The sequence below is a fragment of the Acinetobacter lwoffii genome (assembly GCF_024129595.1).
In the GTDB taxonomy this organism is placed as follows: Bacteria; Pseudomonadota; Gammaproteobacteria; order Pseudomonadales; family Moraxellaceae; genus Acinetobacter; species Acinetobacter lwoffii_O.
Window position 1 is genome coordinate 1 of the sequence record NZ_JAMXXS010000089.1, and the last position, 918, is coordinate 918.

Sequence of the window (918 nt, forward strand, 5' to 3'; positions counted from 1 at the left end):
AGATCTCTTTCATAAATCAAAAAATGATCTTCTTTTTGGTTAATATTTGCACTCCTAATTTCTTGGCATTCGTGCATAATCTGTGGATGAAATACATCGATTCAAACAAGCTTTCTGATCCTCAGTTCAAGCGATACACGGGCATCTCATGGTCAACTTTCTATTTGATGGTTGAGCAATTGAAGAAACATGTTCCTGTCAAAGGCAGACCGCCCAAGTTAAGCCTGGAAGACCAGGTTCTGCTCTGTCTGAGCTATTGGCGGGAATACCGAACCTTATTTCACGTTGCAACGAGTTACGGGGTTTCAGAGCCCACAGCCTCAAGAATTGTCCGTCATGTTGAAGACTGCCTGATTCGGTCCAATCTTTTTAATTTACCGAAAGATTTACCCGAGGGCGAAGGCATTGACTGGAATGTTGTGATCGTGGATGCCACGGAAATTCCAATACAAAGGCCCAAAAAAACAGAAGAAAAGCTATAGCGGCAAGAAAAAGACCCATACCTTTAAAGTACAGGCCATGATTCACTACAAGACTCAGCAAATTCTGAGTTTATGTAGCAGTCGCGGTGCAGTGCATGATTTCGAGTTGTTCAAACGCAATTTAAACCAGATTCCTTCAGGAGCCTTTGTTCTTGCGGATAAAGGTTATCAGGGGATTTATACTTTGTATCCCAATAGCCTGTTGCCCTTAAAAGCCAAAAGACGCTGTAAATTGGATCCTGAACTAAAAATCTATAATCAGGAAATCAATAAAAGAAGAATAGCAATTGAGCATGTATTTGGCAGTTTAAAAACTTTCAAGATCCTTGCGGAACGTTATCGCAATAGAGCTAAAAGACTCGGTTTGAGATTCAATCTAATTGCTGGAATTTATAACTTGGAGCTGAGTAAAAAATGATTTATGAAAGAGGTCTAT

2 protein-coding genes are annotated in these 918 nt (G+C 40.0%); both read left to right on the plus strand.

Annotated features, from left to right (window positions below; translation table 11 throughout):
- The coding region (locus NI466_RS15765; RefSeq protein WP_253174005.1) for a transposase family protein at nucleotides 1-482 on the plus strand (482 nt) is incomplete at its 5' end.
- A complete protein-coding gene (locus NI466_RS15770; RefSeq protein ID WP_071850806.1) occupies nucleotides 430-900 on the plus strand; it encodes an IS5/IS1182 family transposase in 471 nt (156 codons plus the stop codon). The genes NI466_RS15765 and NI466_RS15770, both read left to right, overlap by 53 nt.
- Nucleotides 901-918 lie beyond the last annotated feature (18 nt).

What these genes read in the sequence shown, in the direction of transcription:
- NI466_RS15770 (WP_071850806.1), top strand. Translation starts at nt 430, where the DNA reads ATGCCACGGAAATTCCAATACAAAGGCCCAAAAAAACAGAAGAAAAGC.